Origin of the sequence: Streptomyces sp. NPDC089915 (assembly GCF_040684675.1) — a bacterium.
GTDB lineage: Bacteria > Actinomycetota > Actinomycetes > Streptomycetales > Streptomycetaceae > Streptomyces.
Window position 1 is genome coordinate 1 of the sequence record NZ_JBFBGN010000051.1, and the last position, 22,882, is coordinate 22,882.

General features: G+C 74.1%; 20 protein-coding genes and 1 pseudogene. 14 read left to right on the forward strand and 7 right to left on the reverse strand.

The window, feature by feature from the left end; genetic code table 11:
• Positions 1 to 108: 108 nt before the first annotated feature.
• A complete protein-coding gene (locus AB0O29_RS17435; protein WP_365152519.1) occupies positions 109 to 852 on the reverse strand; it encodes a PP2C family serine/threonine-protein phosphatase in 744 nt (247 codons plus the stop codon).
• Positions 853 to 1,063: 211 nt separating this feature from the next.
• On the opposite strand from AB0O29_RS17435, the gene AB0O29_RS17440 reads away from it, so the two are divergent.
• Genes AB0O29_RS17440 through AB0O29_RS17460 form a run of 5 tightly spaced genes read left to right on the forward strand, consistent with a single transcriptional unit; the run spans position 1,064 to position 5,330 of the window.
• Positions 1,064 to 2,623 carry an ATP-binding protein gene (locus AB0O29_RS17440; protein WP_365152521.1) on the forward strand — a complete coding sequence of 520 codons (1,560 nt, stop codon included), beginning with the start codon at positions 1,064 to 1,066 and terminating at the stop codon, positions 2,621 to 2,623.
• Positions 2,624 to 2,640: 17 nt separating this feature from the next.
• Positions 2,641 to 3,027: a roadblock/LC7 domain-containing protein gene (locus AB0O29_RS17445; RefSeq protein WP_344158902.1), complete on the forward strand. Its 387-nt coding sequence runs from the start codon at positions 2,641 to 2,643 to the stop codon at positions 3,025 to 3,027.
• Positions 3,024 to 3,386, forward strand: coding sequence for a DUF742 domain-containing protein (locus tag AB0O29_RS17450; protein ID WP_365152522.1), 363 nt, complete (start codon positions 3,024 to 3,026; stop codon positions 3,384 to 3,386). The genes AB0O29_RS17445 and AB0O29_RS17450 overlap by 4 nt, the downstream gene beginning before the upstream one ends.
• On the forward strand, positions 3,367 to 3,987 hold the full coding sequence (locus AB0O29_RS17455) for an ATP/GTP-binding protein (RefSeq protein WP_365152524.1): 621 nt from the start codon (positions 3,367 to 3,369) through the stop codon (positions 3,985 to 3,987). Before AB0O29_RS17450 ends, AB0O29_RS17455 begins: the two co-directional genes overlap by 20 nt.
• Complete coding sequence (locus AB0O29_RS17460; protein WP_365152526.1) at positions 3,984 to 5,330, forward strand: cytochrome P450; 1,347 nt, start codon at positions 3,984 to 3,986, stop codon at positions 5,328 to 5,330. The genes AB0O29_RS17455 and AB0O29_RS17460 overlap by 4 nt, the downstream gene beginning before the upstream one ends.
• A 15-nt stretch (positions 5,331 to 5,345) precedes the next feature.
• Here the strand turns inward: AB0O29_RS17460 and AB0O29_RS17465 are convergent, their stop codons facing one another.
• From AB0O29_RS17465 to AB0O29_RS17475, 3 genes are all read right to left on the reverse strand, one after another.
• Positions 5,346 to 6,458: a terpene synthase family protein gene (locus AB0O29_RS17465; RefSeq protein WP_365152528.1), complete on the reverse strand. Its 1,113-nt coding sequence runs from the start codon at positions 6,456 to 6,458 to the stop codon at positions 5,346 to 5,348.
• Between the two features lie 11 nt (positions 6,459 to 6,469).
• Positions 6,470 to 7,378, reverse strand: coding sequence for a methyltransferase domain-containing protein (locus tag AB0O29_RS17470; protein ID WP_365152530.1), 909 nt, complete (start codon positions 7,376 to 7,378; stop codon positions 6,470 to 6,472).
• Positions 7,379 to 7,534: 156 nt separating this feature from the next.
• Positions 7,535 to 8,443 (reverse strand): MBL fold metallo-hydrolase, encoded by a 909-nt coding sequence (locus AB0O29_RS17475; RefSeq protein ID WP_365152532.1) that lies wholly within the window; start codon positions 8,441 to 8,443, stop codon positions 7,535 to 7,537.
• A gap of 104 nt (positions 8,444 to 8,547) precedes the next feature.
• Here AB0O29_RS17475 and AB0O29_RS17480 point away from each other — a divergent pair, with 104 nt between their 5' ends.
• The 4 genes from AB0O29_RS17480 (at position 8,548) to AB0O29_RS17495 (ending at position 13,286) form a co-directional block, all read left to right on the forward strand.
• Positions 8,548 to 9,465, forward strand: coding sequence for an AraC family transcriptional regulator (locus AB0O29_RS17480; RefSeq protein WP_365152534.1), 918 nt, complete (start codon positions 8,548 to 8,550; stop codon positions 9,463 to 9,465).
• An 89-nt stretch (positions 9,466 to 9,554) separates the two neighbouring features.
• Positions 9,555 to 10,913, forward strand: a complete 1,359-nt coding sequence (locus AB0O29_RS17485) for a radical SAM protein (protein WP_365152536.1) — start codon at positions 9,555 to 9,557, stop codon at positions 10,911 to 10,913.
• A 242-nt stretch (positions 10,914 to 11,155) separates the two neighbouring features.
• Entirely contained in the window at positions 11,156 to 11,917 is a 762-nt protein-coding gene (locus AB0O29_RS17490) for a DUF4142 domain-containing protein (RefSeq protein WP_365152538.1), read from the forward strand.
• 4 nt (positions 11,918 to 11,921) lie between these two features.
• Positions 11,922 to 13,286 (forward strand): DUF1996 domain-containing protein, encoded by a 1,365-nt coding sequence (locus AB0O29_RS17495; protein ID WP_365152540.1) that lies wholly within the window; start codon positions 11,922 to 11,924, stop codon positions 13,284 to 13,286.
• An 81-nt stretch (positions 13,287 to 13,367) separates the two neighbouring features.
• On the opposite strand, the gene AB0O29_RS17500 is transcribed toward AB0O29_RS17495, so the two are convergent.
• Positions 13,368 to 14,696: a helix-turn-helix domain-containing protein gene (locus AB0O29_RS17500; RefSeq protein ID WP_365152542.1), complete on the reverse strand. Its 1,329-nt coding sequence runs from the start codon at positions 14,694 to 14,696 to the stop codon at positions 13,368 to 13,370.
• Between the two features lie 457 nt (positions 14,697 to 15,153).
• Here AB0O29_RS17500 and AB0O29_RS17505 point away from each other — a divergent pair, with 457 nt between their 5' ends.
• The 5 genes from AB0O29_RS17505 to AB0O29_RS17525 all read left to right on the forward strand — a co-directional run bounded on the left by AB0O29_RS17505 (position 15,154) and on the right by AB0O29_RS17525 (position 21,162).
• On the forward strand, positions 15,154 to 16,149 hold the full coding sequence (locus AB0O29_RS17505) for a hypothetical protein (RefSeq protein WP_365152544.1): 996 nt from the start codon (positions 15,154 to 15,156) through the stop codon (positions 16,147 to 16,149).
• Positions 16,146 to 17,609, forward strand: coding sequence for an NADH-ubiquinone oxidoreductase-F iron-sulfur binding region domain-containing protein (locus tag AB0O29_RS17510; RefSeq protein WP_365152546.1), 1,464 nt, complete (start codon positions 16,146 to 16,148; stop codon positions 17,607 to 17,609). Before AB0O29_RS17505 ends, AB0O29_RS17510 begins: the two co-directional genes overlap by 4 nt.
• Before the next feature lie 158 nt (positions 17,610 to 17,767).
• On the forward strand, positions 17,768 to 18,841 hold the full coding sequence (locus tag AB0O29_RS17515) for an SCO0930 family lipoprotein (protein WP_365152586.1): 1,074 nt from the start codon (positions 17,768 to 17,770) through the stop codon (positions 18,839 to 18,841).
• Between the two features lie 106 nt (positions 18,842 to 18,947).
• A complete protein-coding gene (locus AB0O29_RS17520) occupies positions 18,948 to 19,409 on the forward strand; it encodes a hypothetical protein (protein WP_365152548.1) in 462 nt (153 codons plus the stop codon).
• Between the two features lie 175 nt (positions 19,410 to 19,584).
• Positions 19,585 to 21,162 carry an alpha/beta hydrolase gene (locus AB0O29_RS17525; protein ID WP_365152550.1) on the forward strand — a complete coding sequence of 526 codons (1,578 nt, stop codon included), beginning with the start codon at positions 19,585 to 19,587 and terminating at the stop codon, positions 21,160 to 21,162.
• 67 nt (positions 21,163 to 21,229) lie between these two features.
• Here the strand turns inward: AB0O29_RS17525 and AB0O29_RS17530 are convergent.
• A pseudogene (locus tag AB0O29_RS17530) lies at positions 21,230 to 22,432 on the reverse strand (MFS transporter); the annotation flags it as partial.
• A gap of 3 nt (positions 22,433 to 22,435) precedes the next feature.
• Positions 22,436 to 22,849 carry a PaaI family thioesterase gene (locus tag AB0O29_RS17535; protein ID WP_365152552.1) on the reverse strand — a complete coding sequence of 138 codons (414 nt, stop codon included), beginning with the start codon at positions 22,847 to 22,849 and terminating at the stop codon, positions 22,436 to 22,438.
• Between the last annotated feature and the right edge of the window lie 33 nt (positions 22,850 to 22,882).

Sequence of the window (22,882 nt, forward strand, 5' to 3'; positions counted from 1 at the left end):
GCCCGCGTACTGGACGTACTTGGCTTTCGCCCGGTGCGGCGAGAGCGCGTGCCAGGCGTCGCGGGGCAGACGGGAGTTTGACGACAGGCCCTAGGGGCGGGGACGGGGTCAGGTGGTGCCGATGCGGACGAGGGCCAGGGTGATGTTGTCGGGGCCGCCGGCCTCGATGGCGGCCTTCCACAGTTCGAAGGCGGCCCGGCCGTCGTCGTGGGCCCGCAGGACGGCGTCGATCTCCTCGTCGGGCAGCGGGTCGGTGAGCCCGTCGCTGCACACCAGGTAGCGGTCGCCGCCTGAGAGGCCGAGGGTGGTCACGTGGGGTACGGGGGTGCCGGAGGCGCGGCCGCCGCCGAGGGTCTGGGTGACGGCGGAGGTGGTGCGGCGGCCGGGTTCCGGGGGCGGGCTGTCGTCGACGCTGACCCGGCGCAGGCCGTCGGGGCCGGCGGCGTAGACCCGGCTGTCGCCCACGTTGAACACGAGCAGTGACTCCGCGAGGACGAGGACGCCCGCGACGGTGGTGGCCATGGTGAACAGCTCCGGGTGGCCCTCGGCGGCGGTGTTCACCTCGTAGTCGCAGACGTCCAGGGCGTCACGGAGGGTGTCCGGGCCGGTGAGGGTGGGGCCGAGGGCGGAGAGGCGGCGGGCGACGAGGGCGCTGGCGACCTCTCCGGCCGGCTGGCCGCCGAGCCCGTCCGCGACGGCGACGACCAGGGGCCGGCCGAGGGGGAAGACGAGGGTCTGGGGGCTGTCGGTCACGGTGGCGCACAGCGTCCAGGGTCCGGCGACGAGGCTGTCCTCGTTGTGCTCGCGGACCAGTCCGGCGTGGCTGAGCGCGGTCACCGCTACGTACGGCACCCCCTCATTGTCGCTCGGCGCGCCGAGGGCGGCACCATCGGGCGACACGCCGTGTCCGCGGGAGCGGAACGGTGCGATCCATCGAGTTTCGGCCAAGCCAACTCCATTGGCGCGTCCACATCATGACCTCCTGTCAATACCCGTGCACCGAGCCGCTAGGATCCCGGGCTGTTGTCCAAGATCTTCCGCAACCGATCGTTTGAGGGTTCTGATGGTTCGAGAGGGATCGCCCGGCAGTCCAGGGTCCGCCTCACCCGTCGCATGGGCGCTGCCCGCCCTGGTGACCGCCGCGATATCCGCGGCGGCCGCGGCGCTGGTGCCCGCGTCCGCCCGCGCCTCCGTCGCCTGGATCGGCGCCGCGGCCTGCGTGGCCGTCGCGCTGTCCTGTGCCGAGGCCGCCCGGCGCGGCCGGGCCGTGGCGTCGATGCGGGCCGTGGTGGCGGCGCGCGAGGAGGCCCTGGCGGTCCAGCAGGCCGAGACGGTGTGGCTGGCCGAGGTGCTGCTGCCCGACATCGTGGGCCGGCTGCGCAAGGGCGAGTTCCCCGAGGACGTGCTCACCTCGCTGGAGGACGACGACGTCCACCGGCCGGGGCTGACCCCGGAGTTCAGGGCGGCGCACCAGGCGGTGCTGCGCTCGGTGCTCGACGCCGTGGTCGCCGAGGAGGACCTGCGCGACTCCGCGCAGCGGGCCTTCGTGAACATCGCCCGCCGCGTCCAGGCGATCGTGCACCAGCAGGCCCAGGAGCTGCGCGAGATGGAGGACCGGCACGGGCAGGACCCGGCCGTCTTCGGGGACCTGCTGCGCCTCGACCACGGCACCGCGCTGATCGGCCGGCTCGCCGACTCCATCGCCGTGCTCGGCGGGGCGCGCCCCGGCCGCCAGTGGGGCAAGGCCGTCCCGCTGTACAGCGTGCTGCGCGGCGCGATGTCCCGGATCATCGACTACCAGCGCGTGGAGCTGCACTCGGTGACCCAGGTGGCCGTCGTCGGCCCCGCCGTCGAACCGCTCATCCACGCGCTGGCCGAGCTGCTGGACAACGCCACCCGCTACTCCCCGCCGCAGACCAGGGTGCACCTGACCGCGGTCGAGGTGAACTCGGGGATCGCCATCGAGATCGAGGACGGCGGCCTGAGCATGAGCGAGGAGGCCCGCAAGCGGGCCGAGCGGATGCTGCGCCAGGCGCAGGAGGGCATCGACCTCACCGACCTGGGCGAGACCCCGCGACTGGGCCTGGCCGTGGTCGGCCGGCTGGCGCAGGCGTACGGCTTCCGGGTCTCGCTGCGCTCCTCCGCGTACGGGGGCGTGCGCGCGGTCCTCGTCGTCCCGCAGGACCTGATCACCACCGTCTCGACGGCGACCGGCGTCGCGCACGGCATCGGTACGTCCTCCGGTCCGCGCGCGGCCCTCCCGGCGAAGGCCGGCGCGGCCTCCGCCCCGCACGAGGCGCAGCAGCGCCCGGTCACGGGGCCGCGGGCGCCCGTGGCGGACGACGACGAGGGGCCCGTCGTGACCGAGCGGACCCCGAACGGCCTTCCGCAGCGCCGGCGCAAGGACCGGGTCACCGCGGTGGTCGCGGAGGCCGTCGCGGAGCGGACGACGAGCACCACCACCGCCGCAGCGCCGGAGCGGGCCGAGGCCCAGCCCGGGATGTGGCTCGCCGCCTTCCAGAGCGGCCTGTCCGGGGACACCCGGCCCGCCGAGAGCCACTCGGCGGACGACCAGCACACGCACACCTCGCCGGCCTCGGTGAGCAAGGGGGAACAGCCGTGAGTCAGCAGCAGAGCAACATGGACTGGATGCTCAAGGACCTGGCCGAGAGCGTCCCGCAGACCCGGCACGTGATCGTGCTGTCCGCCGACGGCCTGCGGATGGCCCAGCACGGGGCGGAGACCGACACCGCCGACCGGCTGGCGGCGGCCTGCGCCGGCCTGCAGAGCCTGGCGGGCGCCGTCGCCTCCGAACTCCCGCACGGCAGCGGGCGGATGCGGCTGGTCGTCATCGAGATGGACGGCGGGTTCTTCTACCTGATGGCGGCCGGCGCCGGGGCGTACCTCGCGGTGCTGGCCGACGAGGGCGTCGACGCCGGACTGATGGGCCAGCGGATGCGGGACCTCGTGGCGCGGATCGGAGAGCATCTGAGCAGCCCGCCGCGCAGCGACAGGCTGACCGCGTGAGCGACCCCGGCAACAAAAGCTGGGAAGACGGCAGCCCGGAGCGCCTCTACGTGATCACGGGCGGCCGCAGTGAACCGCTGGGCCCCACCGGCCTCGACCTGGTGACGCTGATCGTCGCCACGGCGGGGCCCCGGCCCGGCATGCAGCCGGAACACTCGGCCATCGTGCGGTTGTGCCAGTCGCCGCTCTCGGTGGCCGAGATCTCGGCCTACCTCGGTCTGCCGGTGAGCGTGGTCACCGTGCTCCTCGCCGACCTCCTCGCCGCGAAGCGCGTGATCTCGCGCGCCCCCGTGGCCCCCGCCCGACTCCCCGACCTGGCATTGATTGAGGCAGTGATCGATGGACTTCGAAAGCTCTGAGCACCCCGCGGGGCCGCGGCGCGAGGACGCCCTGCCGGCGACGGCGGCGGCCGCGGTCAAGGTGGTGATCGTGGGCGGTTTCGGCGTCGGCAAGACGACCCTGGTCGGCTCGGTGAGCGAGATCCGGCCACTGACCACCGAGGAGACCATGACCCAGGCCGGGGTCGGGGTCGACGACACGGCGGGCGTCGAGCGCAAGAGCTCGACCACCGTGGCCATGGACTTCGGCCGGATCAGCATCAACGAGGAGCTGGTGCTGTACCTGTTCGGGACCCCGGGCCAGCAGCGGTTCTGGTTCCTGTGGAACGGCCTGTTCGAAGGCGCCCTGGGCGCGGTGGTCCTCGTCGACACCCGCCGGCTGGAGGTCAGCTTCGACGTGATCGGCCGGCTGGAGGAGCGCGGCGTGCCCTTCGTCGTGGCCGTCAACAGCTTCCCCGAGGCCCCCGTGTACCCCCTCGACGAACTGCGCGGCGCCCTCGACCTGCCGCCGTCCGTCCCCCTCGTCGCCTGCGACGCCCGCCGGCGCGAGTCCAGCCGTGACGTCCTGATGACGCTGATGCACTACCTGCACTCCCTCGCCGTGACCCCGGAGGCCTCGTGAGCACCCCCCAGCCCCCTTCCGCCCCGCCGCCGGGCTGCCCCGCGCACCGGCTCTACGGTCCGGAGGCCGAGGCCGACCCCATGGCCCTGTACGAGAAGCTGCGCGCCGAGCACGGGGCCGTGGCCCCGGTGCTGGTCCACGGCGACCTGCCGGCCTGGCTGGTGCTGGGGCACCGGGAGAACCTGGACGTGGCGCGTACGCCGTCGCGGTTCGCCAGGGACCCGCGCCGCTGGCGCGACCAGCAGGAGGGCCGGGTCCCGGCGGACCACCCCCTGTCGCCGATGACCGCGTGGCAGCCGGTGTGCCACTTCGTGGACGGCACCGACCACGAGCGGCTGCGCGGAGCGATCACCGAGTCCCTGGAGCGGTTCGACCACCGCGGCATCCGGCGGTACGTCAAGCGCTTCGCCGACCAGCTGATCGACGCGTTCGTGCAGACCGGGCGGGGCGACCTGGTCGCGGACTTCGCCGAGCCGCTGCCCATGCTGGTGATGACCCAGCTGGTCGGGGCCCCCGAGTCCTACGGACCTCAGCTGGTCGACGCGGCCCGGGACCTGATCCGCGGCACGGAGACCGCGGTCGCCAGCAACGAGTTCGTGACGGCCACCCTCCGGGAGCTGCTGGCCCGCAAGCGGGCGAGGCCGGGCCGCGACTTCACCAGCTGGATGCTGGAGCACCACGCGGCGCTCAGCGACGACGAGATGGTGGAGCACCTCCGGCTGGTGCTGATCGCGGCCTTCGAGACCACGGCGAACCTGATCGCGAACACCCTGCGGCTGGTCCTGACCGACGAGCGGTTCCGTGCGAGCCTCTCGGGCGGCCACATGACCCTGCCCGACGCCCTGGAGCAGGTCCTGTGGAACGAGCCGCCGCTCATGACGGTGCTCGGCCGCTGGGCCACGGGCGACACGGACCTGGGCGGGGTCCGGATCAAGGCCGGCGACATGCTGCTGCTCAGCCCCGGTGCGGGCAACCGTGACCCGGAGGTCCGCCCCGACACCGCGGAGGCAATCCAGGGCAACCGCTCCCACCTGGCGTTCAGCAGCGGACCCCACGAGTGCCCCGGTCAGGACATCGGGCGCGCCATCGCCGACACGGGCGTCGACACGCTCCTGGCCCGGCTGCCCGACCTGGAACTGGCCGTCCCCGCGGGCGAACTGGAGTGGGTCTCCTCGCTCATGACCCGCCACGTGGTGGCCCTGCCCGTCCGGTTCACCCCGCGCGGCGTCACCGTCACGGGGTCCACGCCGGCACCGGTCCGGCCCGAGCCGGCCGGGCCGGTCACGCCGGCCCGGCCGGTCTCCCGGCCGTCCTGGTGGCGGCGGCTCCTGGGCCGCGCCTGACGGACCGGCCCCGTCTCAGCCGTCGAGCCGCTGCCACCACCAGGCGAGAGCCGGGATGGGCAGCGGCTCGTCGCTCGGGTCGCTGGGCACCTCCGAGTAGGTGATGTCGTACGAGGCGCCTTCCACGGGCAGGGGGTTGCGGTTGCGCGGGCTGGCGTACCGGGGCGCCCGGTCGTGGTACGCGAGGTTTCCCGCGATCCACTGCTCCAGGGACACCAGGTAGCGGGCGAGTTCCCCGTCGGCCTCCTTGCCCAGCTGCTCCCGCAGGCGGACGAACAGGCTCATGGTCCGGTCCCGCAGCGCGTACGCCGCGGGCAGCGCCTCGGCGGGCGTACAGCCCTCCTGGTGGGCCAGCACGTTGACGACGTTCTGCTCCCATGGCGTCTGGTCGTCGTCCTTGTTGTACGAGAGCACGTCGTTGTCGCAGCTGACGACGAATCCCGCCGCGTCCGTCAGAGCCTGGACGGAGGGGGAGTACAGCACGTCCGAGGGCACATCGATCCCGTTGGCGACGTCGCACCAGGTGAGCAGGAACCGGGTGCCACTGCTGCAGATCCGCGAGGCGGTGAACTCGTCGAGGGAGGGCATCACCCCCCGCTCGTCGTTCGCCGTCTGCCAGGTCGCCCCGAACACCCATTCACGGACGCCGTGGGTGAAGCGGCGCAGCTGCCCCGGTCGGAGCATGGCCCGGGTGCGGGCCGCCAGATCCTCCAGGGCCGCGGTGTGCGGTCCCGGAGGCAGCAGGCCCGGCACGGGGGCCTCGACCGTACGGGCCAGCCGGGCACCGTGGAGTGCGACGCCCGCGGCGCGGCTCGCGGTGCCCGGCCCCGCCGATCCGGAGTCGTGCCAGTCGTCGGCGGCGAAGGCCCAGTAGTTCCACTCGGCGAAGAGCACCATCGGCTCCACGTCGCCGCGGGGGATGATGCGGCTGGTGAACTCGGCGGCGTGGGAGGCCAGGCCCCAGGCTCGCTCCGTGGCATCGGGGTAGAGCGCGAACGCGTCGGTCCAGGTGACGGCCCGCTCCTCGATCTCAGCGGCCCTCGGGTGCAGGAGTCCACGCTCTAACGGACAGTAGAACGGCGGGAGTTCCCAGCCGATGCGGCTGGGGAGATCCCGCTCGATGTGCACGGGCGACAAGGTCAGTGGCCTCCGTTCAGGCGGAAGAGCAGCAGCCGGGTCTCCAGGGCGTGGTCGCGCCAGATCCGGAACAGCTTCCCGTGGGTGATCGTCGATTCCTGCAGCCGCTCGCGGGTCCACGCGGGCCGGGGGCCGAAGTCCGCACGGTCCAGTTCGGCCGTGTTCCAGGCCATCGACTGGACCCAGAACTCGGCGACCCGGTCGGTCACGTCCTCGCACTGCTCCAGTTCGAAGCCGGCGGCCTCGGCGGCGGTGATGTACTCGGTGAGCGTGCCGAGGCGGGTCTTGTAGTAGCCGTCGATGAAGTCGGTCCACTCGGGCCGGCAGATGAAGTGCTCCTGGATGCCGAACCAGCCGCCCGGCTTCAGGGCCCCGGCCACGACCTCGAACAGGCGCCGGCGGTCCATGTAGCCGGAGCTCTCGTTGGCGTAGGCGGCGTCGTATCTTCGCTCCGGGGCGAATTCGTGGATGTCCGCGAGGAGCGGGGTGACCCGGTCGGCCACCCCGCCCTGGCGGGCGAACTCCGCGATGATCGGAACGTGTTCGGGGGTCACCGTGATCCCGGTGACCGAGGTCCCGTGCTCCTGGGCCCAGTAGAGCGAGCCTCCGCCGACCCCGCAGCCGATGTCGAGCAGGCTGGCGGGCGGGGCGGCGTGCACGCCCCAGGTCCGGGCCGCGTGGTCGACTATCGCCTCCTGGGACTCCACGATGCGGCTCTTGAGCACCCGTTGGGGGACCGTGGTGTTCAGTGCCGCGCCCGGGGCGAAGAGCCCCATGTGGAAGTGGACCCGGGGTCCGGGCCCGTACTTGTGCAGGATGTCGGCCGTCTTGCGGCTGTAGTAGAGGGGGATCTGCGTCTCGTCGAATGCCCGGTGATCGGCGGGGGTGTGCATGACGAGGTGACTGTCCATCGGTTCTCCGGTCCTGCGCTGGTGTGGGGATGTTCGTCCGGCCGCCCCACGGTGCCCTGAGTGATCGACAAGGGGGGTTGATCACTCAGGGGTTGAGCATAGTCACAGCAGAAACGGTCACATTTGCAGCAGAGTTGAACCAATGGGCAGGGGTGGTCAGATGCCGGACGCCCACGTTCCGATACCGAACCGCCCGTTTTCCACCCGGACTTCGAAGGCCCCCGTGCCGCCGAAGTGGGCGGGCACGACCAGCTCCCCTCGCTCCGCCGCGCGGCCCAGGGTGCGGCGGCGGGTGTCCGCCGCCAGGGCCGCGTCCATGCAGAAGCAGCTGTTGCAGGAGGGCCGCAGGACCTGCACCGGGCTGTGCAGCATGTCCCCGACGAAGACCGCCCGGTCGGAGCCGGAGGCCAGGCGCAGCACCGAGGAGCCCGGGGTGTGGCCGGGGGCGGCCTCCAGGGTGAGGTTGCCGTCGATGCGGTGGGAGCCCTCCCAGAGGTCCGCCCGGCCCGCCCGGTGGACGGGGGCGACGCTGTCCTCGTAGACCAGCCGGTCGATCTCCCGCGCGCCCCCGCCGTATCCGCCGCGCGGCCCGAAGTACGCGTCGTCGGCGGCCGGGATGAGGTAGCGGGCGTTGGGGAAGGCCGGGACCCACTCCCCGCCGGCGTCCACGGTGTTCCAGCCGACGTGGTCGGCGTGGAGGTGGGTGTTGACGACGACGTCCACCTCCTCGGGGCGGACGCCGGCCGCCGCGAGGTCTTCCATGAAGGTGCCCTGCCGCTGGTGGAAGTGGGGCGCCCCGGGGCGCTCGCGCCCGTTGCCCACCCCGGTGTCCACCAGGACGGTCCGGCCGCCGCTGCGCAGCACCCAGGTCTGCAGGGCGAGCACGGCCAGGTCGGCGTCGGGCTGCCAGTGGTCCGGCGCCAGCCAGTCCTCGTTCTCCTTCCACAGCTCGGCGCCGGCGTCGGGGACGAGGTCCGGGGCGGCCGCGAAGGGCCCGCGGGCCTCGATGACGCGGGTGATCTCGACGTCCCCCAGGACGAGGGTCTGCGTGTTCTCGTTGGTCATGTGCACCACCCTAAGCAGCGGGGGTGAGCCGCCCAATGCGCGTTCCGCTCAAGCGAATACGCGTCCCGCTCACCGGGCTCCGGCGTCGGCGGTACCCTGCGCGCATGGACGTGGTGAGCGACGCGATCTCCGCCGTCCGCCTGGGGCGGCCCTCCTCGGACCGGGTGCGGGTCGGCGGCACCTGGTGCGTACGGCTGGACCCGTACGAGGGGGCGGGCTTCCACATCGTCCTCGCGGGCGGCTGCTGGCTGCTGGCCGACGGCGGCGAGCCGGTGCCCCTCGCCACCGGCGACGCGGTGCTGCTGCCGCACGGGGCGGGCCACGTGCTCGCCGACTCCCCCGTCGACGCGGCGGCCGCGGCGCGGGCCCTGCCGCTGGAGCGGTACCGCGAGGCGCGGGGCGCCCACGCCCCGCAGCCGGGCCGCGCGACGGTGGAGATGCTGTGCGGCAAGTACCGGCTCGACCGCAGCCGGGTGCACCCGCTGCTGGCGGAACTGCCGGGCGTGGTCCGCCTGCCGGGCGGGGCGCACGCCGAACTCCAGTCGGCCATCGCCCTGTTGAGCGGTGAGCTGGACGCCCGGCGGCCGGGTTCCTCGATCGCCCTGCCGAGCCTGCTCGACCTGCTCCTCGTCTACATGGTCCGCGCCTCGGTGGCCGGGGCGGCGCCGGGGTCCTGGTCGGCCGCCCTCGGCGATCCGGTGACGGCCGCCGCCCTCCAGGCGATGCACGCGGATCCGGCGGCCCCCTGGAGCGCGGAGCGCCTGGCCGCTGAGGCGGGCGTGTCCCGCCCGACCCTGGTGCGCCGGTTCACCCCGCTGGTGGGCCGTCCGCCCATGGCGTACCTGACCTGGTGGCGGCTGACGCTCGCCGCGACCCGGCTGCGCGACACGCCGGACTCGCTGGCGTCCATCGCGGCCCGGGTCGGCTACGGCAGTCCGTACGCCCTCTCCCACGCCTTCGCGCGGGAGTTCGGCACCACGCCGGGCCGCTACCGGGCCGCGCTCGGCCCGACCCCGGTCTGAACCTGTTCAAACGAGCGGATACCGTGGGTCCCCTGGATGTGCCCGGAGCGCGCAGGCCCCCCGGGCATCCGTCTGTCCGAGGAGTTCGCATGGCAAGCCAGACCCGTACCGCGCTGGTCGAGGACCTGATGGAGCGCTTCCCGCACGTGCCCCGGGAGGCCGTGATCAAGGAGGACCTGCTGCGGGGCGGCATGGCCTTCGACGAGTCCGCGCTCAGCGGGGGCGGCGCCGACGGGCCGGGCGGCGGGGACGTCAAGCCGAAGTCCTACTTCATCTTCTCCTTCGACCACCGCACCCTGCCCGAGCTGGGCGCCGCCGCGCTCAACCGGCCGCCGGAGGAGATCGTGCTCACCGGCGGCCCGTACGGGCTGCGCCGCACGGTGGTGTCGGTACGGGTCAACCCGGACTCCCCGTACGTGGTGCGCGGCGGCGAGGACGGCACCCTGGGCCTGTACCTGGACGGGGTGCGGATCTCCGACGTCGGGCTGCCGCCGATGCCGGAGTACTACCGGCACAAGCTGTCGAACGGCAAGTCGGTGATGGAGGTCGCGCCGACGATCCAGTGGGGCTACCTGATCTACCTGACCGTCTTCCGGGTGTGCCAGTACTTCGGCGCCAAGGAGGAGTGCCAGTTCTGCGACATCAACCACAACTGGCGCCAGCACAAGGCGGCGGGCCGCCCCTACACCGGGGTCAAGCCGGTCGAGGAGGTGCTGGAGGCCCTGGAGATCATCGACCGGTACGACACGGCGGGCACCTCGCGGGCGTACACCCTGACCGGCGGTTCGATCACCTCGCAGGTCGGCGGCCGTGACGAGGCCGATTTCTACGGCCACTACGCCCAGGCCATCGAGGAGCGCTTCCCCGGCCGCTGGACCGGCAAGGTCGTCGCCCAGGCCCTCCCCCGGGACGCCGTGCAGCGCTTCCACGACTACGGCGTCAAGATCTACCACCCGAACTTCGAGGTGTGGGACCGCCGGCTGTTCGAGCTGCACTGCCCGGGCAAGGAGCGCTACGTCGGCCGCGACGAGTGGCACCGCAGGATCCTGGACTCGGCCGAGGTCTTCGGCGCGCGCAACGTGATCCCGAACTTCGTGGCGGGCATCGAGATGGCCGAGCCCTTCGGGTTCACCAAGGTGGGCGAGGCCATCGAGTCGACCACCGAGGGGCTGCGGTTCTTCATGTCGCACGGGGTGGTGCCGCGCTTCACGACCTGGTGCCCGGAGCCGACGACCCCGCTGGGCAAGGCGAACCCGCTGGGCGCGCCGCTGGAGTACCACATCCGGCTGCTGGAGGCCTACCGGGCGACGCTGGAGGAGTTCGGCCTGAGCTCCCCGCCCGGGTACGGGCCGGCCGGTCCCGGGCGCGCGGTGTTCTCCGTCAGCTCGTTCATGGACAGCCTGGAGGGGCTGGAGGAGCCCGGGGGCGACGCCCCCGCCGCTTCCTGACCTCCTCTTCCGCTTCTCCCCGCACAGCACGGCCCCAGGGGCCCGGTCCGCACGGACCGGGCCCCTTCGCCATGCGGCGGGGGCTCGCGGGCCTCGTTCCGGATCGGGGGCCCGGCGCGGCAAGGTAGCAGCCTTCCGCGGGCCCCGGCCGATGTTTGTCCGATGGTGATGGTCCTTCCGCGACGGCGCCGCGAGGGGCACTAGCGTCCCGTGCCACCCAGCCCACCGAGCGAGGAGGCAGTGTGCTGTCATTGCGGCGGCGATCCACCGGCGGCCTGTCCGCGGCCACGAGATACACGATCGGGAGCGGCCTGGTCATCAGCGCGCTGGTGGTCACGCTGGTCGCGCTGCTGGTCCCGGTCTCGAAGTTCGGCGACCGGGCGGCGGCCGCGCCGGCGGGGCGGCCGGCCCTGCCCGCCGGGGTCGAGGACGACGGCGGCGGGACCATGAGCACGGCGTACGGGCCGCTGAGCGTCGTGGACCGGGACTTCGTCCGCAAGGTGCGGCTCGCCGGCCTGTGGGAGCTGCCCGCCGGGCGGCAGGCCCAGCAGCGCGCGACCCGGCCCTCGGTGCGTACCGCCGGGGAGCACCTGGTGGCGGGCCACACCGAGCTGGACCGGCAGGTGATCCAGGTCGGCCAGGCCCTCGGCGTGGACCTGCCCGACCGGCCGTCCGCCCAGCAGCAGGCGTGGCTGGACCAGCTGACGGCCGCTCAGGGGCCGGAGTACGAGCGGCTGTTCGTCCAGCTGCTGCGCCGGGCGCACGGCAAGGTGTTCGCGCTGCTGGCGCAGGTGCGGGCGCAGACCCGCAACTCGATGGTGCGCTCCCTGGCGACCTCGGCCAACACCACCGTCCTGGACCACATCACGGTCCTGGAGGACAGCGGGCTCGTCGACTTCGACTCCCTCTCCGACCCGTCCCCCGCGCCCTCCTCCCCCGTTCCGGCCCGGCCCCAGGGGGCCTCGGCCCCTCCGATGTCCGACCGACGATACGAAGTGAAGTGATCGCATGAGTCAACAGGGCCACAGGCGCCCCCGGTTGTCGAAGAAGCTGCTGGCCGTGGTCAGCGCCCTGGTGCTCGGCGGCGGCGGGGTGGCGATCGTCGCCGGCAACGCGAACGCCGGCCAGGACGCCTCCCGGACCGGGCAGGTGACGGCAACCATCGACTGTCCGGACGTGGGCGACCGGCTCACGGCCGTACCCGACGGGGCCAGGGCGGAGGTGGACGAGAACCTCGCCCAGCTGGACGTCCAGGTCGCCGACGCCTACCGGCAGCTCGCCGGGGGCCAGGTCAAGGGCAAGGCGCAGCAGGACGCCCTGCTGGGCTGGCTGCGCGACCAGCGCGGCACGACCATCTCCCGGGTGTCCGGCGCGATAGGCCGCGCGGGCGGGCGCGACGAGGGGCTGGGGACGCTCAGCGGGTGCGCGATGAAGGAGGCGTCGGCGCAGGACGACGCGGCCGCCGACGGTGCCCGCAGCGTCGGGCTGAAGGGCGGGCCGGCGAAGAACGACTTCGTCGACATCACCCGGGTGCGGCCCAACGTGAAGACCCCGGCGAACTCGGCGGCCGCCTCCAAGGGCTCCTTCACCTCGGAGTGCGGGCGCAACGAGAACGGCCACTTCAACCCGGACAACGTGATCGTCGCCCCGGGCGTCTCCAACGGCGCGCACCACATGCACGACTACGTGGGCAACAGGACGACGAGCGCCTTCTCCACGAACGACAGCCTCGCCGCCTCCGGGACCACCTGCGCCAACGGCGACCAGTCCACCTACTACTGGCCGGTGCTGCGGCTGCGCGACGGGAAGGCGGAGCGCGACGCGAAGGCCCCGGGCGGCGGGCAGGACGCCAACGTGGGCACGATCCTGCGGCCCAAGGTGGCGAGCATCAGCTTCAAGGGCAGCCCGGCCGGCCCGGTCAAGGCGATGCCTCGCTTCCTGCGGATCATCACGGGCGACGCGAAGGCCTTCAGCAACGGCACGGCCAACGCCAACGCCTCCTGGAGCTGCACCGGTTTCGAGGACCGGCAGCTGAAGGACAAGTACCCGGTCTGCCCCAAGGGCAGCGACGTCGTGCGCACCTTCACCTTCCAGAGCTGCTGGGACGGCCGCAACACCGACAGCGCCAACCACCGTACGCACGTGGCCTTCCCGGACGCGTCCGGGCGCTGCAAGAAGGGGTTCACCGCGATCCCGCAGCTGGTGGAGCGGATCACGTACGGGGTGGCGCCCGGGGCGCGGTTCGCGGTGGACAGCTTCCCGGAGCAGCTGCACAAGCCGGTGACCGACCACGGTGACTTCATCAACGTGATGTCCGACGCCCTGATGGCCCGGGCGGTGGGCTGCGTCAACGGCGGGCGGTCCTGCCGCTGATCCGCGGCGGACGCGCGTACGGCCGGCCCGGAGCCCCTCGGCTCCGGGCCGGCCGCATGACCGGGGTGAACGGGCCGACGGTCAGAGCCCGTTGACGCGGGCCATCCGTCCGACGACCAGGGGGGTGAAGTCGGGGGTGACCACGCGGGCGGCGCGGCGGGCCACCCGGGAGTGGCGGCGGCGGACCTGGGCCATCAGGCGGCGGCTGCGCAGGGCCATCTCCAGTTCGAAGCGGGTGCGGGGGTCGCGCAGTCCGGGACCGAAGAGCTTCTCCAGCTGGCGCATCCGGTAACGGACGGTCTGGGGGTGGACGTTGAGGGCCTTGGCCGCCTCGGGGGCGCCGCCGCCCTCCAGCCAGGCGAGCAGGGTGACCTCCAGCCGCTCGCTCTGGCGCGGGGTCAGATCGGCGAGCGGCCGCAGCCAGCGGGCGGCCAGGGCGTGGGCCAGGGGTTCGTCCTGGAGCAGCAGGAGGGTGGAGAGGTGGTCGTCGACGAAGACGGCCCGGGCGTCGAGGCCCGCGCGGGCGGGGGTGAGGGTGAGCAGGCGCAGGGCCCAGCGCAGGGAGGAGGCGGTGTCGCGGAGGGGGACGGCGTGGCCGACGGCGGCGAAGCGGCCGCGCAGCGGGGCCTCCAGGGCCGCGCGGGTGTCGGGGTCGTTGCTGGGGAGCAGCAGGCAGGGGCGGCCGGCGAACATGCCGGCCAGGGCGTCGTCGAGGACGGCCGCCAGCTGCTGGGCCTCGCCGGGGGTGGCGAGCGCGACGGCCCGGACGGCGGCGGGCAGGGGCCAGCCCGCGGTCCGGGCGAGGTCGTCGAGGGAGTCCTGGGAGGCGGCGCGGTCGTCGGTGAGGGCCTTGAAGAGCTCCTGGCGCACCCGGTCGGGCGCGGCGGCGCCGGCCTCGTGCCGGGCGGGGTGGGCGTCACGTTGGGCGGGGACCCGCGCGGCGCCCTGGAGGTGGCCCTGTGCGCGGCCGTCGCCGCGGACGGCTTCGGGGGCGCCCTCGCGGGGGTCCTCCCGGCGTCCGTCGTGCCGGACCTCGTCCACGCCGTCGTGCCGGACCTCGTCCACGCCGTCGTGCCGGACCTCGTCGACGCCGTCGCGTCCGCCGCCGTGTGCGCCGTCGAGGACGGGGCCGAGGACGTCCTTGCCCTCGTGCCCGCCCTCCTCGCGCAGGGGTTCGTCGCGCAGGGGCTCGTCGCGGTAGCCGAGGGCGGTGCAGAGGGCCTCCTCCACCCGCTGCCTGATCAGATCGTCGTCGACGGCCTCATTACCGTCGACAAGTGTGGAGAATCCGGGAATTCCCTGTAGGAGCTCCTCCACTATCTCCGCGGCCAGTGCGGGGAGTTCCCTGCGCACGGCACGCGTCCACTCTCCTCGCGGGCGGGACCAGATGCGGTTCAGAAGTTCGCACATCGTTTCCTCGTTCTTGCCGGGGTGAGGCCTGTCCGGTGGAGCGGCGACAAGCCCGTCAGGGTTGTCTGCCTCGCCAACGACCCTGCCTGTCAAGAGAGTTGCAGCCCCCACGCGCCCTTCTGGAGGGATCCGGCCACTTTTGCGCCCTACGGGTTTGCCTTGTTTTTGCCCCCGGGGACGCATAGACGGCACGCGGCGCGGCGGCCTGTCGCGACCTCCACTGGAGGGGAATCTTCCGGCGTCGTTCGATGCGCCGGAGACGCGGTGCGAGAAATTATCACGTTTCGATAAATCCTGTGGAGATGCTGCGCAGCTCCACGATGCTGCTGCACTCCGGCCCCGAGCCCCTTCGGCCGGCGCGGGAATTCCACAGCGCTGCCGGCCGTCACGACCAAGAACCCCGGGTGCCGAGCGCCAGGTGGACTGTGCTCGGTGTCCAGGTGCACAGGAGAACTGGATGCCCCTGCCCCAGCCGCACATACCCCGCTCCCACCGGTCGCGACGCAGGAGCCGCCACGCGGCGGCGGCCCCGGCCGCGGGACGGCGGGCCGTCCGCCGGCCCCCGCTCCTGCCCTCCTCCGGCAGGCTGCGCCCCAGCGCCCTCTGCGCCGCCGGGGCCGCCCTCGTCTCCCTCGTCGTGGCCGTCCGCGCCGGGGCCCTGTCCCGGCTGTGGGAGTTCCTCGACTTCGGGGCGGGCGTGCTCGCGCTCGTCAGTCTCACCGCCACCGTCCTGTGGGGCCTGGCCGCCACCGACCGGGCCGTCCTCGGCTCCGGCCACCGGCTGCTGGCCCAGGGCGTGCACCGCGGGCTGGCCGTGTCCGGCCTGGGCTTCCTCGCCCTGCACGTCTGGGTCAAGGTGGCCCAGGCGCACACCACGGCGTCCGGTGCCTTCGTCCCCTTCGCGGACGCGGACCGGCCCGTCCTGATCGGCCTGGGCACCCTGGCCGGATATCTCTTCGTCTCCGTCGCGGTCTCCGGAGCCGTGCGTAGTGTGTTCGCGGTCAAGAACCGCTCCGTGTGGTGGCGGGCGCTGCACATCGGTGCCTACCCGGCCTGGGGGGCCGCGCTGGTGCACGGGCTCAAGGCGGGCCGCGCCGCCGACGCCTGGGTGACGGCCTCCTACGGCCTGTGCCTGGCCGGGGTCGCCGTCGTCATCGGGCTGCGGCTGCGCTCCCGGCGGCTCGGCGCGGCCCCGCGTCCGGCCCCCTCCCCCGAGCCGCCGGCCGGTCGGACCGTGGGCGGGCGGGCGTCCTTCGTCCGGGACGAACCCCTCACCGGGATGCCCTCCGTCCCCGGACAGCGCTCCGCCCCGGAGACGGACGCCGCCGCCCGCCCCGCCCCGCCGCCGCCCCGGCCGCAGGCCCAGCCGTACGCCGCCGCCGTCACGGCCCCGCCGGGCACGGGCGACGGCCGGGCCGGGGAACGGCCCGCCGGCCGCGAGGGGTGGCTGTGAGCGGCCCGGCGGAGCGCCCCGGCCTCGGCTGCGTGGGCGCGCCCCGGCTGCTGACCGGGCTCGACCGGACCGCGCGGCTCGACCGCGACGCCCACCTGGCGGCGCACGGCCCCCTGCCGCGGCTGCGTCCGGACGAACTCGCCGACCTCGCCTCGGACATCGACCTGCGGGGGCGGGGCGGTGCGGGGTTCCCCTTCGCGCGCAAGCTGCTGGCGGTGACCCGGTCCGCGCGGGAGAAGCAGTCCGCCACCGCCGTCGTCGTCAACGGCAGTGAGGGGGAGCCCAGTTGCCTGAAGGACACGGCGCTGCTGCTGCACGCCCCGCACCTGGTGCTGGACGGCGCCCTGCTGGCCGCGGCCGCCGTCTCCGCCGAGGAGGTGGTGGTGGCCGTCACCCGGGCGGACGTGGAGCGGTCGGTGCGGGACGCCGTCGACGAACGGGGGCCGGGCGGACGGCGGGTACGCGTGGCGCGCCTTCCCGAGCGGTTCGTGACCGGCGAGGGCACCGCCCTGGTCAGCGGCCTCAACGGCGGGCCCGCGCTGCCGTCCGGGCAGCGGGTGCGCACCAGCGAGCGCGGCCTGGGCGGGATGCCGACCCTGCTCTCGAACACCGAGACGTACGCCCAGCTCGCCGTCGCGGCCCGGCTCGGGGCCCCGGCGTACCGCTCGGCCGGGCTGCCCTCCGAGCCGGGGACGGTGCTGCTGACGGTCGCCGGGTCCACGGTCGTCGAGGCCCCGTCCGGCACCTCCCTGGCGTACGTCCTGGACCTGTGCGGGCACGGCGTCGGCCAGGGGGTGCTGGTCGGCGGCTACCACGGCCGCTGGCTGGATCCCGGGGCGGCCCGCTCCGCCGACGTGTCCCGGCAGTCCCTGGCGGCCTTCGGCGCGGTGCTGGGGGCCGGGGCCGTGCTGCCGCTGCCCGAGGGGACCTGTCCGGCCGGGGAGGTGGCCGCGGTGGCGCGCTGGATGGCCAAGGAGTCGGCCGGCCAGTGCGGGCCGTGCGTACGGGGGCTGCCCGCGCTGGCCGACGTACTGGAGGACGCCGTCCGGGGCGGGGGCCGGGGCGCGCTGGAGGCGGTGGAGGCCCGGCTGGCGGCGGTCCGGCGCCGGGGGGCGTGCAGCCATCCGGACGGCACCTCGCACTTCGTCGCCTCGGCGCTCGCCGCGTTCCCCGAGGAGTTCCGCGACCACGCCCTCGGCAGCGGCTGCGGCCGTCCGGTGGCGGGATCGCTGGCGCTGCCCCGCGACGAGGCCGGGGGCGGGGGCGCGGAGCGGCTGGTCGTCGACTGGACGCTGTGCAAGGGGCACGGGCTGTGCGTGGACATCCTCCCCGACGTCGTCCGGCTCGACGCGGACGGCTACCCGGCCCAGGCCTCCATGCCGGTCCCGGCGCGGCTGCGGCCCAAGGCCCTGCGCGCGGTGCGGCGCTGTCCGGCGCTCGCGCTGCGCTTCCGGGAATGAGCCGCGCACGGCCGCGACCGGCCCGGGAGTTCATTCCTGTCGCGATCTGACAAATTCCCGGGGAATGCGGCTCCGACCGGCCCGGGCCCCGTATCAATGGGCGAAGGCAGTGAGCCCGCGGGATCGAACCAGAACCTCGAGGAGAGATCGTGAAGACAATGCGCCGTGAAATATTCGCCGGGTCGGCGGCGGTCGCGGTACTGCTGTTGGCGACCGGTTGCGGTGCCGGCGGGAATTCCGCCGAAAAGGGAAGCACGGTGAAACCCGTGAGCGACAGCAAGCAGCTCGATCTGTACGGGTCCTCGGACTACGGGCCGGGCTCCGGGGCGGGCTCGGGCTACGGCGGCGGATCCGGCGACGCCCCGGCCGACGGGGGCGCGAAGAGCGGCCCGGCCGGGCAGCTGAAGGCCCAGGAGAGCCCGGGCCTGGGCACGGCCGTCACCGACGGCTCGGGCTTCACCCTCTACCGGTTCGACAAGGACACGGCCAAGCCCCCGAAGTCCAACTGCGAGGGCGACTGCGCCAAGACCTGGCCGGTCGTCCCGGCGGACGACGCGCAGGCCGGGGCGGGGATCGACGCCGCGATGCTGGGCTCGGTCACCCGGTCCGACGGCACCCGGCAGCTGACCGTCGGCGGCTGGCCGGTGTACCGCTACGCGAAGGACGCCAAGGCGGGGGACGCCCTCGGCGAGGGCGTCGGCGGCACCTGGCACGCCGTGGGCCCCGACGGGAAGCCGGCCGCGGCGGGCAAGGCCGCGGGCGCGGGGTCGGGAACCGGCTCGGGAACGGGGTCGGGAATGGGCTCCGGAATGGGCTCCGGAATGGGAATGAACATGGGGTCGGGGGCGAATCCCGCACCGGACGGGAAGAAGGTCTCGCTCTCGGTCCGGCAGAATGCCCAGCTGGGCGGAATTCTGCAGAACGCGGAGGGCTGGACCCTCTACCGTTTCGACAAGGACAGTGCCTGGCCGATGAAATTCGGCTGCCTCGACGCCTGCCTGGACACCTGGAAGCCCGCCAAACCGGTGGACAAGGCGGAGGTCTCCGGAATTCCCGCCGAACTGGTCGGCTCGGTGAAACGGCCGGACGGTTCCGAGCAGTTGACGATCGACTGCTGGCCCGTCTACACGTTCACCGGCGACAAGCAGCCGGGTGACGCCAACGGGCAGGGCAAGCAGGGCCTCTGGTTCGCCGTCACCGACAAGGGCAAGAAGGCGAAGGCCGCCGGCTAGCACCGGCCCGCCCGCCCCACCCGCCCCCCGATCCCGTGGTGCCCGGCCCCCCTCCCCCGCCGGGCACCACGGCCTTCCTCCGCCCCGACTCTCCCGTGAGGTCGCCATGCCCCCGTCCGACCGCCGGATCCGCCGCGCACTCGCCGCGGGCGCCGTCCTGTGCGCCGTACTGGCGGCGGGCGCCTGCGCCGGGCCCGGACACCCCGGGTCCGCGCACGCCGCCCACGCCGCGCACGCGCAGAGCGCGGCCCCGGCCGCCTCCGCGTCCGCCTCCCCCGCGACGGTCGAGCAGATCGCCGCCGCCCTCGGCTGCACCGCCGAACTGGGCACCCAGGCCGAGGAACTGCGCCAGGGGGCCTGCGAGACCGGGCAGGGCGCCTACCGCATGACCACCTTCGCCGCCGAGACGGGCCTGCGCTCGTGGCTGGCCGAGGCCGAGCCGTACGGCGGCGTCTATCTGGTCGGGAACCGCTGGGTGGTCACCGGGCCCTCCGCGGACGCCCTCGCCGGACTGCGCGAGCGGCTCGGCGGCAGTGTCGAGAACGGCGCGGCGCACACCGGCCATTGAGCACCGGCCACCGGGGCGCGCCGTACGCGCCAACTCCTGCGGAAGTTCGGCCGGTTGTCCGGAATCACCTCGTTCGCGAGGAGGACGAGAGCCACCGCGAGGGATGATTCGCCCAGCCGCCCGGTACTCCAAGGTGGGCAGGGAACCGCCCCTCTCCGAAAGGAACGGCTCTTCCGTGCCGCAGCCCAAACGCCTCGCGCCCCTGCTCGCCGCAGCCGGCCTACTGGCCGCCTCCCTGCCCGTCCTGACGGCCACTCAGGCCGCTGCCGACCCCGCCGCCCAGGAGTACGCGCCGCCGAAGCCCGCCTGGCACCGGTGCGACCCCGCGCAGCCGGCCTCGTACGAGTGCGCGACCCTCAAGGTGCCGCTGGACTACAGCCGGCCCAGGGGGCGCACCCTGGACCTCGCGATATCCCGGGTGAAGAGCCCGGACCCGGCCAAGCGGCGCGGGGTCCTGCTGATGAACCCCGGCGGTCCCGGCGGTCCCGGGCTCGACCTGCCGCTGATGGCGGACGGGGCGCTGCCCAAGGAGGTGCGGGAGCAGTACGACCTGATCGGCTTCGACCCGCGCGGGGTCGGCGCCAGCAGCCCGGTCAGCTGCGGACTGACCGACGCGGAGCAGGAGTTCCAGCGCGCCTACCGGCCGGAGACCTTCCCCTCGGACGTGGCGTGGGCGCGCACCGTCGCGGACAAGTGCCGGGAGAAGGCCGGGGCGGTGCTCCCGTACGTCACCACCCGCAACACCGCCCGTGACATGGACGCGATCCGCGCGGCCCTGGGCGAGCGGAGGATCTCGTACCTGGGCTACTCGTACGGGACCTATCTGGGCGCGGTGTACACGCAGTTGTTCCCGGCCCGGACCGACCGGTTCGTGCTGGACAGCGCGGTCGACCCGCAGCGGATCTGGCGCGGGATGCTCCAGGTGTGGGCCACGGAGGCCGAGCCGGCGTTCGCGCGCTGGACGCGGTGGACGGCGGAGCGCGACGCGGAGTACCACCTGGGGGCCACCCCGGAGGCGGTGTCCGCGGCCTTCTGGGGCCTGGTGGCGCGGGCGGACCGCGAACCGGTGGAGTTCCAGGGCCAGAAGCTCACGGGCGACGACATCCGCAAGGCCCGCCCGCTGTTCTTCTCCCCGGCGCAAGCCGCCCCGCTGGTGAGCGCGATCAAGGCCGCCGCCGACGGCACCCCGCAGCCCCGGGGCCTGTCCGTGCCCGACCTGCGGGAGTCCCTGCGGGGCAGGGCCGCCGAGCCCGCGTCGGACAACTCCACGGCCGTGTTCTGGTCGGTGGTGTGCGGGGACACCGACGCCTGGCCGCGCGATCCCGAGCAGTACCGGCGCGACGCGGAGCGGGACAAGGCCCGGTACCCGCTGTACGGGGACATGGCCTCCAACATCAAGCCGTGCGCCTTCTGGCAGCGGCCCGCGGAGGCGGCCACGCCGATGCGGACCCGGGCGGACGTGCTGACGGTCCAGAACGAGTGGGACTCGCAGACCCCGCTGGTCAGCGGGCAGGGCCTGCACCGCGTCCTGAAGGGGTCGAGGATGGTGCTCGCCCTCGGCGGCGAGGGGCACACGGTGTACCTGTCCGATCCCGGTTCCTGCGTGAACGCGACGGTGAACACCTACCTGACCACCGGCCGGCTGCCCGCCCGTGACGTGACCTGCACGACGGCCCCGGCCCCGGAGCGGCGGGCCGGCTCCCTGCCGGGTCCGTCCCCGCTGCCCTTCCCGGCCGGGCCCGGACGGTTCTGATCCCCGCGCCGGGGGCGTCCCTCACGCCCCCGGCGCCCGCCACCGGCGGCGGTACGCGGCGCAGCGGGGTCGCCAGGCCCGCCGCGAGGATCAGCAGGCACAGCGCGCCGCCGGCCACGCTGGCCGCCGGCACCCCGTAGCGGGCGCCCGCGACCGTCAGGACGGCCGCGCCCACGGGGCCGGCGGCGTTGTGCACCGTCCAGAAGGCGGAGGTGACCCGGCCGAGCAGCGCGTCCGGGGTCACCTCCTGGCGCAGGGTCATCGAGCTGACCCCGCCGAGGGTGGTGCCGAACATGAACACGGCGGCCAGGAAGGCGATCACGGGCACGCTGCGGCTGACGCCGGTGCCCGCCACCGCCACGGCGATCAGCCCGACGGAGCCCAGCCAGCAGGGTCCGAAGCCGAGGGCCCGGCGCAGCCGGCCGGCCGCGAGGGCCGCGGCGATGACCCCGAGCCCGCTGAGGGCGATCACGTAGCCGAGGGTGGCCGCGTCCCGCCCGAGGTCCTCCCGGACCCGGTAGATCAGCAGGTCGGTGGCGCCCATGGTGACGAAGGTCAGCAGGGTGAGCAGGACGGTCAGGGGGCGCAGCAGCACGTGCCCCCACAGGAAGCGGAAGCCCACGGTGAAGACCTCGCGCAGCCGTCCGGCCCCGGGGGCCGGCGCGGGGGCCCGGTCCGGCGGCGTGCGGTGTGCGAAGGTCACCCAGCGCAGGCTCACCGCCGAGACGAGGAAGGTCAGCCCGTCCACCCCGAGGGCCCATTCGCCGCCCGGACCGGCGGTGATGAACCCGGCGGCCACCGGCCCGGCCAGGGTCCCGAGGGCGAAGGTGCCCATCAGCCGCCCGTTGGCGGCGGTGAGGTCCCCGGGCCCGACCAGGTGCGGCACGGCGGTCACGTACGCCACGTCGAACACCGTCTTCAGGACGGTGACGAGCGCGGTCAGCAGGTACAGCAGCCACATGCGTGGCCCGGCGGTGAGCCAGACCAGCGGGACGGCGCCGAGCAGCAGGGCCCGGAGCAGGTCGCAGGCGATCATCAGGCGGCGGCGGTCGGTGCGGTCCACCACATGGCCGGCGAACAGCCCGGTGAGGATGCCGGTGACCCCGGAGACCACGGTGATCAGGCCCATCTGGACGAGGGACCCGGTGGCGGCGAGGACGAGCATGGGCAGCGCGACCAGCGAGAGCGAGCCGCCGATGACGGACAGGGCCTGGCCCAGCCAGAAGACGGTGAAGTCGCGGCCCAGCCGGGCCCGGGCGGGGGTCGCCACCCCTCAGCCCAGCAGGGCGTACACCGTGGAGGCGGTGGCGGCGGGGTCCTGGGCGCCGTCCGGGGTCATGACGGCGTCGGCGAAGGCCATCCGCCGGCCGAGCTTGGTGACCCGGACGGTGATGAGCACGTCGGCGCCGACGACCGGGCGCTGGAAGCTCGTGGACTGCTGGACGGTGGTCATCGGGCCGTAGGCCCCGCGCGCGGCGGAGACCGCGATGACGGTGGCGGTGTCGGCGGCGGCCATCAGGGCCTGGCCGGACAGGCCGCCGCCGTCCCGGGCGAGGGAGTCGGACCAGGGCAGCCGCAGGACGGCGTGCCGCTCGCCGGTCTCCTCGACGGTGAGGCCGAGGGCGAGGACCCAGGGGGCGAAGTTGTCGGCGAGGATCTTGTCGGCTTCTGCGGGTGTCAGCGTCACCCGGAGATTGTGGCGGCCCGGCCGGGCCGCCAC

What these genes read in the sequence shown, in the direction of transcription:
- AB0O29_RS17475 (WP_365152532.1), bottom strand. Translation starts at nt 8,443, where the DNA reads ATGACCAACGAGAACACGCAGACCCTCGTCCTGGGGGACGTCGAGATC.
- AB0O29_RS17520 (WP_365152548.1), top strand. Translation starts at nt 18,948, where the DNA reads ATGCCCCCGTCCGACCGCCGGATCCGCCGCGCACTCGCCGCGGGCGCC.
- AB0O29_RS17440 (WP_365152521.1), top strand. Translation starts at nt 1,064, where the DNA reads ATGGTTCGAGAGGGATCGCCCGGCAGTCCAGGGTCCGCCTCACCCGTC.
- AB0O29_RS17480 (WP_365152534.1), top strand. Translation starts at nt 8,548, where the DNA reads ATGGACGTGGTGAGCGACGCGATCTCCGCCGTCCGCCTGGGGCGGCCC.
- AB0O29_RS17455 (WP_365152524.1), top strand. Translation starts at nt 3,367, where the DNA reads ATGGACTTCGAAAGCTCTGAGCACCCCGCGGGGCCGCGGCGCGAGGAC.
- AB0O29_RS17470 (WP_365152530.1), bottom strand. Translation starts at nt 7,378, where the DNA reads ATGGACAGTCACCTCGTCATGCACACCCCCGCCGATCACCGGGCATTC.
- AB0O29_RS17515 (WP_365152586.1), top strand. Translation starts at nt 17,768, where the DNA reads ATGCGCCGTGAAATATTCGCCGGGTCGGCGGCGGTCGCGGTACTGCTG.
- AB0O29_RS17505 (WP_365152544.1), top strand. Translation starts at nt 15,154, where the DNA reads ATGCCCCTGCCCCAGCCGCACATACCCCGCTCCCACCGGTCGCGACGC.
- AB0O29_RS17445 (WP_344158902.1), top strand. Translation starts at nt 2,641, where the DNA reads ATGGACTGGATGCTCAAGGACCTGGCCGAGAGCGTCCCGCAGACCCGG.
- AB0O29_RS17500 (WP_365152542.1), bottom strand. Translation starts at nt 14,696, where the DNA reads ATGTGCGAACTTCTGAACCGCATCTGGTCCCGCCCGCGAGGAGAGTGG.
- AB0O29_RS17485 (WP_365152536.1), top strand. Translation starts at nt 9,555, where the DNA reads ATGGCAAGCCAGACCCGTACCGCGCTGGTCGAGGACCTGATGGAGCGC.
- AB0O29_RS17495 (WP_365152540.1), top strand. Translation starts at nt 11,922, where the DNA reads ATGAGTCAACAGGGCCACAGGCGCCCCCGGTTGTCGAAGAAGCTGCTG.